At 69.3% G+C, this 7,638-nt stretch carries 9 protein-coding genes; 7 read left to right on the top strand and 2 right to left on the bottom strand.

Annotated features, from left to right (window positions below):
• The first annotated feature begins 68 nt into the window (after positions 1 to 68).
• Entirely contained in the window at positions 69 to 515 is a 447-nt protein-coding gene (locus AB0J09_RS49605) for a response regulator transcription factor (RefSeq protein ID WP_360707971.1), read from the top strand.
• A gap of 45 nt (positions 516 to 560) precedes the next feature.
• Here AB0J09_RS49605 and AB0J09_RS49610 read toward each other — a convergent pair whose 3' ends face one another.
• On the bottom strand, positions 561 to 1,151 hold the full coding sequence (locus AB0J09_RS49610) for a TetR/AcrR family transcriptional regulator (RefSeq protein WP_360707973.1): 591 nt from the start codon (positions 1,149 to 1,151) through the stop codon (positions 561 to 563).
• Between the two features lie 103 nt (positions 1,152 to 1,254).
• Positions 1,255 to 2,031 (bottom strand): hypothetical protein, encoded by a 777-nt coding sequence (locus AB0J09_RS49615; protein ID WP_360707976.1) that lies wholly within the window; start codon positions 2,029 to 2,031, stop codon positions 1,255 to 1,257.
• Positions 2,032 to 2,409: 378 nt separating this feature from the next.
• Here AB0J09_RS49615 and AB0J09_RS49620 point away from each other — a divergent pair, with 378 nt between their 5' ends.
• The 6 genes from AB0J09_RS49620 to AB0J09_RS49645 all read left to right on the top strand — a co-directional run.
• On the top strand, positions 2,410 to 3,351 hold the full coding sequence (locus AB0J09_RS49620) for a sulfite exporter TauE/SafE family protein (RefSeq protein ID WP_360707979.1): 942 nt from the start codon (positions 2,410 to 2,412) through the stop codon (positions 3,349 to 3,351).
• Positions 3,352 to 3,410: 59 nt separating this feature from the next.
• The gene (locus AB0J09_RS49625; protein WP_360707982.1) at positions 3,411 to 3,665 is read left to right on the top strand and encodes an Rrf2 family transcriptional regulator; all 255 of its coding nucleotides are present in this window, start codon (positions 3,411 to 3,413) and stop codon (positions 3,663 to 3,665) included.
• A 109-nt stretch (positions 3,666 to 3,774) separates the two neighbouring features.
• Positions 3,775 to 5,406 (top strand): TIGR04028 family ABC transporter substrate-binding protein, encoded by a 1,632-nt coding sequence (locus AB0J09_RS49630; protein ID WP_360707985.1) that lies wholly within the window; start codon positions 3,775 to 3,777, stop codon positions 5,404 to 5,406.
• Positions 5,403 to 6,335: an ABC transporter permease gene (locus AB0J09_RS49635; protein ID WP_360707988.1), complete on the top strand. Its 933-nt coding sequence runs from the start codon at positions 5,403 to 5,405 to the stop codon at positions 6,333 to 6,335. The genes AB0J09_RS49630 and AB0J09_RS49635 overlap by 4 nt, the downstream gene beginning before the upstream one ends.
• A complete protein-coding gene (locus tag AB0J09_RS49640) occupies positions 6,332 to 7,129 on the top strand; it encodes an ABC transporter permease (RefSeq protein ID WP_360707991.1) in 798 nt (265 codons plus the stop codon). Before AB0J09_RS49635 ends, AB0J09_RS49640 begins: the two co-directional genes overlap by 4 nt.
• Positions 7,126 to 7,638 (top strand): ABC transporter ATP-binding protein (locus tag AB0J09_RS49645; protein ID WP_360707994.1); only part of this gene is annotated, 513 nt, incomplete at its 3' end. The genes AB0J09_RS49640 and AB0J09_RS49645, both read left to right, overlap by 4 nt.

Raw genomic sequence — 7,638 nt, forward strand, 5'->3', positions numbered from 1 at the left:
GCCAGGAAGGCGATGTTGACGACGAGGATGCCCAGGAGTGAGAAGCCACGCAGGCGGAGTGGCATCGCGTGCACGGGCGGCTCGACGTGGAGCTGTGGCGCCGGGTGGTGGAGGCGTTCGACTTCGGGTTCGTCTACGAGGTGGCGCGTGCCCGGTGGCGGCTGGCCGAGGCGCTGCTGGCGGCCGGTGACCGGGAGGAGGCGCAGGCGCAGTGGGCCCTCGCTCGGGAGACGGCGGGGAAGCTGCGGGCGGCGCCGCTGGAGAACGCGCTGCTGGAGTTCGGGCGGCGGGCCAGGTTCGGCGGTGGCGGGCAGGGCGACGGCGGGTTGACGGCTCGGGAGGTGGAGGTCCTGCGGCTGGTCGCCGAGGGGCTGACCAACCGGGAGATCGCGGAGCGGCTGTTCATCGCGCAGAAGACGGTCAGTGTCCACGTGTCCAACATCCTGGGCAAGCTGGAGGTCTCCACCCGCACGCAGGCGGCCGCGGCCGGTCGGCAGCGGGGGTTGCTGGCCTGACCTCCCAGGCTCCTCGTCCGTGGTGCCGTGCGCCTCACCGCCCGTTCAGCCGGTGCGGGTGAGGTGGTCCATGAGGAGGTCGATTCTGTCCTGCTGGTGCTCGGCGGGGATCCGGCGGTCGTGGGTCAGGGTCGCGAGGCCGTGCAGGGCGGCCCACACCACCTCGGCGAAGGTGCCGGGGTGGTATTTCCCGGCCACCGGCTCCAGCGCGCGCACGAACTCGCCGAACGCCTCGCGCAGCTCCTCCGGCGTCTCCTCCGTGGCGAAGGGGACGGCGATCGGCATGACGAACATGGCCTCGTACAGGGCGCTGTGGGTGCGGGCGAAGTCGAGGTAGGCCATCGCGACCTGGCGCAGCACCGCCTTGGGGTCGCCGTCCGGCTCCTGCGAAGCTTCCCGCGCGGCGCGCAGCTTGCTCGCCAGCTCCGCGAACCCCTCGATCGCCACCGCCCGTACGATGGCGTCTTTGCCTTTGAAGTGGCTGTAGAGCACCGGCTGGCTGTATTCGACCCGTTCCGACAGGCGCCGGGTCGTCACGGCGTCCCAGCCCTCCGACTCGGCCAGTTCGCGGGCGGCGGTGATGATCAACTGATGGCGTTGCGCACGTTCCCGTGCTCGGCGGGCGGCGATTGACATACCATGCACGCTAGCACGACTAGGAGAGCTAGCGTTGCTCTGACAACTGCTACGGTGGTTCGAGTGCCCGGTGCCGATCCGGGGCGAGCGGGCCTCCGGCTGCCTAGCTCGTGATGGTCAGGTCGCGGAAGAGGAAGTAGCTCGCGTGGTCGCTCTGCAGGTACGAGTGGTAGTGCGTGGCCAGCGACTTGGCGGTCTTGTCCGCGGTGAGGACCGTGACGACCACGTACTTCTTGACGTAGCCCGAACGGATCTTGCCGTAGGCGTAGCTGCTGTGTGTCTTGTCCGTGCGCCACTTCAGCGCGTCCGAGTCGAGCGAGGCCAGCCGCGTGACGGTCTTCTTGGCGGCCTGCTCGGTGGGGAAGGACATGATGAGCTGGACCGCTTTGATGTGCCCGCCGTAGGCCGTGTACGCGAGCTGGATGGCGCGCTGGCAGTCGTTCTGGGCCAGCACGCCCTTGGCGTCCATCGGGTCGCAGCTGTTGTACGACCAGCCGCCGACCTTGTCGGCCTCGAGCTTCACGTCTCCCAGCTTGAAGTTCCAGTCGCCGAACTCGCTGTCTGTGAGCGGCGAGCCGGGATCGACGCGGTTCGAGGTGGACCCGGTGTCGCTGGGGGTCGGGGTCGGCTCGGTGGTGGACGGGTCCGAGGGGGTGGCCGACGGCGGGTCGGACGGTGGCGGCGTCGACGTCGTGGGGAAGGGGTCGGCGCTCGGCAGGGCGACCGGCGGCTTCGAGCCCGAGCCGCGTAGGTAGAGGAACGCGCCGACCCCGCCGCCGCCCAGGAGGAGCACGGCCAATCCGACCACGAGGCCGATGATCAGGGCGCTGTTGCTCTTCGGCGGCGGGCCCGGGAGCACCAGCGTCCGTTGCGGCCCCATCTGGTTTCCGTACGGCGGCTGGCCATACCCGCCTTGGGTGGGCGGTGGGCCGTATCCGGGTGGTGCGTTGTATCCGGGTTGGCCCTGGCCGTAGCCCTGCTGCGGCGGACCCCCTTGACCGGGTGGCGGGCCGTAACCCTGCGCGCCCCACGGTCCTTGCGGCTGAGGCTGGGGCGGTGGGGGCTGCGGAGGGTAGGCCATCTCTCCATTGTGGGGTACTAGTCCCCATCTGCCCCAGATAGCCCCCAATTCTCATCTGACACATCGGTCAGGAGACCTCATCGCAGACCTGGCGGCGATCCACGACTTGACACGCTCGTGAAACTAATAAATCATTAATCCTACTTGTATAGTAGGAAAGCTAGGGAAGGGGCGGTTGTGCGAGCGCTCATCCTGCTCGGTCTGGTCGGTTTCGCGGCCCAGCTCGTCGACGGGAGCCTGGGCATGGCCTACGGCGTCACGTCGAGCACGCTTCTGCTGGCCATCGGCACCAATGCGGCTGCCGCCTCGGCCACCGTCCACCTCGCCGAGATCGGCACCACGCTCGCCTCGGGCATCTCCCACTGGCGCTTCGGCAACGTCGACTGGAAGGTCGTCGCCAAGATCGGCATCCCGGGAGCCGTCGGCGCTTTCGTCGGCGCGACATTCCTGTCCAGTCTCTCGACCGAGTTGGCCGCCCCGGTCATGTCGCTCATCCTGCTCGTGCTCGGCGCCTACATCCTGATCCGCTTCACCGCCTTCGGGCTGCCGCGCGGCAACCTGGACAAGCCGTTGCGCAGGCGCTTCCTCGTCCCGCTCGGCCTGCTGGGCGGCTTCGTCGACGCGACCGGCGGTGGCGGCTGGGGCCCCGTCGGCACCCCGGCCATCCTGGCCAGCGGCCGTCTGGCCCCGCGCAAGGTGATCGGTTCGATCGACGCGAGCGAGTTCCTCGTCGCCATCGCCGCCAGCGTCGGCTTCTTCGTCGGCATCGGCTCCGAGAACATCGACTTCGCCTGGGTGGCCGTGCTGCTGCTCGGCGGTGTCATCGCCGCGCCGATCGCCGCCTGGCTCGTCCGGCACATCCCGCCGCGCATCCTCGGCTCGGCCGTGGGCGGCGTCATCGTGCTGACCAACATACGGAGCCTGCTGCGCAGCGACTGGATCAAGGCCTCCGGCGGCGTCCAGGCGGTCGCGTACGTGCTCATCGCCGTCATCTGGGTGGCCGCCATCGTCTGGTCGGTCCGCGAGTACCGCCGCGACAGGGCGAACGAGTCGGTCGAAGCGGTGGAGTCCGAGGTGCAGGTCCGTACCGCGGCAGAGGAGGAGACGGCCTCGGCCTGAGGTCACGCGCGCCGGCTCGGCTTCCCCTGGGGGAAGCCGAGCCCGACGCATTGATGCCTATGAGAATCTCTGCCCGCACCCAGTACGCTCTCGGCGCCATGCTCGCCCTGGCCGTGGCGGACGGCCCGGTGCACGCGGAATGGATCGCCGCCACCCAGGAAATCCCCCGCCGCTTCTGCGACAACAACCTGCTCCAGCTCCGCAGGGCCGGCCTCATCCACAGCCGGCGCGGCCCCGGCGGGGGCTACTGGCTCGCCCGCCCGGCCAAGGAGATCGCCCTCGCCGACGTCGTGGCCTCCTCCGAGGCCCCATAACGCGACCGAACCGTAAGGGGAATCACAGGATCATGGGCGATTTCCTTCTTTATTGGTAGGTTATAGTGGTTTGCGCCGATGGCTCCCGTACAACGAAGGGCAGATCCCCATGTCATCCTCCAGACTGCGCACCACAGCCGTGGCGAGCACCGCCATGCTCGCCGTCGTGGGGCTTCTCGGCGCCTGTGGCGGTGGCGGAGCTGCCGGAGTGGCGAAGAGCGGCGGGCAGCCGGTGTACGGCGGCACGCTGACCTACCTGGAGCACCAGCCGCCTACCTGCCTGTACCTGCCCGCGGCCGGCTTCTATCCGAACGGCGGCCTCCTCAACCAGATCACCGACAAGCTCACCTGGCAGAACCCGAAGACGCTCGAGATCGAGCCGTGGATCGCCACCAAGTGGGAGATCAACAAGGACGCCACCGAGTACACGTTCCACCTGCGCGACGGCGTGACCTTCAGCGACGGCAGCCCGCTCGACGCGTCCGCCGTGGCGGCCGACTTCGACGTGTACGGCCTGGGCGACGAGAAGCTCAAGCTCCCGGTCGCCGAGTTCGTCAACAACTACGAGCGCAGCGAGGTCATCGACCCGCTGACCGTGCGCTTCCACTTCGACAAGCCGTCCCCCGGCTTCCTCCAGGGCACCTCGGTCATCGGGGCCGGCCTGGTCTCCAAGAAGACGATCTCGCTGCCGTACGAGCAGCAGTGCCAGCTCAAGAACGTCATCGGCTCCGGCCCCTTCACCTTGAAGAACCAGGTCGTCGACAAGGAAGTGGACCTGGTCGCGCGCAAGGACTACAACTGGGCGCCGGCGTCCTCGAAGCACCAGGGCCGCGCGTACCTGGACGAAATCAAGATCATCGTCACGCCCGAGGACAACGTGCGCGTCGGCGCTCTCACCTCCGGCCAGGCCGACTTCGTGCGTTACGTCCAGGCGTACGACGAGAAGACCGTCAAGGACGCGGGGTTCCAGATCTACGCGGAGCCGACGAGAGGCGTCAACAACGGCCTCTACCTGCGGCCGCGCAACAGCATCCTGAAGGACATCAAGGTCCGCAAGGCGCTCCAGGCCGGCACGAACGCCAAGGAGGTCGTCGACACCCTCTTCACGACCAGTTACCCGCAGGCCACCTCGGTGCTCAGCCACCTCGCGCAGGGTTACGTGGACCTGTCGAAGGAGCTCGTGTACGACCCCGACAAGGCCAACAGGCTCCTGGACGAGGCCGGCTGGACCAAGGGCGCCGACGGCGTCCGCGTCAAGGACGGCAAGCCGCTGCAGCTCGGTGTGTTCGTCTCCGGCCCGCAGCCGCTGTCGAAGCAGACGCTCGAGCTGGTCGGCCAGCAGTGGGCCAAGCTCGGCGTGAAGCTGGAGATCCGCCCCGCCGACGCGGGCACCCAGGCCGTGGACATCAAGAACGCCGAGAAGACCGCCATCCAGCACGGCATGGTCGGTCGCGCCGACCAGGACGTGATCAAGAGTCACTTCCACAGCAAGAACCGCGACGTCATCCTCTCCGACGACACCAAGCTGGACCAGCTGCTCGAAGAGGAGTCGGCCGAGCCCGACGTCTCCAAGCGCAACGCCAAGGTCGCCGAGATCCAGCGGTACGTGCTCGACCAGGGCTACGCGATCCCGCTCTTCGAGGAGCCGCAGGTGTACGGCGGGGCCCCGTACGTCCAGGGGGTGGCCTTCGAGGCGGTCGCCAGGCCGTGGTTCTACTCGGTGTGGAAGTCGGAGCAGTGACCAGGTACCTCCTCGCCCGGGCCGGGCAGGCGGCGCTGGTGCTCTGGATCGCCTTCACGGCCGGCTACGTGCTCCTGCAGCTGCTGCCCGGCGACTCAATCCTGATCAAGTTCCAGAACCCCGAGCTCGGCCTGTCGCCGCAGCAGATCGCCGAGATCCGGGCGTACTACGGGGCAGGCGACCCGCCGATCCTCGACTACCTGAACACCCTGCTCGGCTTCCTGCGCGGCTCCTTCGGCTACTCGATCGACACCGGCACGCCGGTCGTCGAGCGGCTGGGGGAGGCGCTGCCGGAGACGGCGAAGCTGGCCTCGACCGCGTTCGTGCTGGCGGTGCTGATCGCCGTGCTGATCGCGTTCGCGGCCGGCTACAGCAGGAGCTCGTGGCTCAGGAACGCGCTGCTGTCGGTGCCGTCGATATTCGTGTCGGTCCCGGCGTTCTGGCTGGGCATCCTGCTCATCCAGGTGTTCTCGTTCCGGCTCAAGCTGGTGCCCGTCATCGGGGGAGGCCCGGTGCAGCAGCTCATCCTGCCGGTGCTCACGCTGGCGGTGCCCATCTCGGCGCCGATCGCCCAGGTGCTGGCGCGCAGCATGGACCAGGTCTCCACGCAGGCGTTCGTGCCCGTGGTGGCGGCCAAGGGCGCCTCGCGGTGGTGGATCCTGTGGCGGCACGTGGCCCGCAACGCCGTGCTGCCGACGCTGACCGTGGCGGGGCTGACGTTCGGCGAGCTGATCGCCGGGTCGGTCGTGACCGAGACGGTCTTCGGGCGCAACGGCATCGGACGGCTGACCGAGCAGGCCGTCAACGCGCAGGACACGCCGGTGATGCTGGCCATAGTGGTGCTCGCGACGGCCGTGTTCGTGCTGGTCAACCTGGTGGTGGACGTGCTGTTCCCGGTGCTCGACCCGCGACTCGAGGCTGCGTCGTGAAGCGCGTCCGCAGGAGCGGGCTGGTGCTCGCGTGGGTGTTGATCGCGCTGATCGTGCTCTGGGCGGTCGTCCCGGGCGTCTTCACCGGTTACGACCCGATCGCGGGCGTGCCGGCCGAGAAGCTGCAGGCGCCGAGCGCGCACCACCTGTTCGGCACCGACGCGGTGGGCCGCGACCTGTTCGCGCGGGTGGTGCACGGCTCCGTGCACTCGCTGACGGGCGCGTTCGTGGCCGTCGCCGTGGGGCTCGTGGCCGGCACGCTGCTCGGGCTGCTGGCCGGCTCCGTCGGCGGGGTGCTGGACGATGCCGTCATGCGGATCGTGGACGTACTGCTGTCGATTCCCGGTCTGCTGCTGGCCCTGACCGTGATCATCCTGCTCGGGCCCGGCACGGTGAACGTGGCCGTCGCGGTGGGCGTCGGCTCGGTCGCGGCCTTCGCCCGGCTGTCGCGCTCGGAGGTGGTCCGCGTGCGGCGCACCGACTACGTGGAGGCGGCGTTCGGCAGCGGCGGCCGGTTCCTGACCGTGCTGTGGCGGCACGTGCTGCCCAACTCGCTCGGCCCGGTCATCGCGCTCGCGGCGCTGCAGTTCGGCATGGCGATCCTGGCCATCTCGACGCTCAGCTTCCTCGGGTACGGCGCCGAGCCGCCCACGCCCGAGTGGGGCCTGCTCATCTCGGAAGGGCGCAACTACCTGGCGACGTCGTGGTGGCTCACCACGCTGCCGGGCGCCGTCGTGGTCGCGGTCGTGCTCGCCGCCGGCCGCATCAGCCGTTCGCTGGGGAGGCACGAGTGAGCCTGCTGGAAGTCCGTGACTTGGCCGTCTCCTACGACGGGAGACGCGCGGTCGAGGGCATCTCGTTCGCGGTGGAGCCCGGCGAGGTCGTCGCGGTCGTCGGCGAGTCGGGGTCGGGCAAGTCGACCACGGCGCACGCCGTCATCGGGCTGCTGCCCTCCAACGGCGCCGTGGACGCGGGCCAGATCCTGCTCGGCGGCACCGACCTGGCGACCTGGTCGTCCAAGCGCATGGAGTCGGTACGCGGCGCGCAGATCGGCCTGATCCCCCAGGACCCGTCCAGCTCGCTGGATCCGGTCAAGACCGTCGGCGCGCAGATCGCCGAGGTGCTGCGCATCCACAAACGCGGCGACCGCCGGGCGATCAGGAACCGGGTCGTCGACCTGCTCACCCGCGTCGGCCTGCCGGACCCGGAGAGGCGGGCACGCCAGTATCCGCACGAGCTGTCCGGCGGCATGCGCCAGCGCGTGCTCATCGCCATCGCGATCGCGCTCGAACCCCGCCTCATC

The organism is Nonomuraea sp. NPDC049784 (genome assembly GCF_040659615.1).
Classification (GTDB): Bacteria; Actinomycetota; Actinomycetes; order Streptosporangiales; family Streptosporangiaceae; genus Nonomuraea.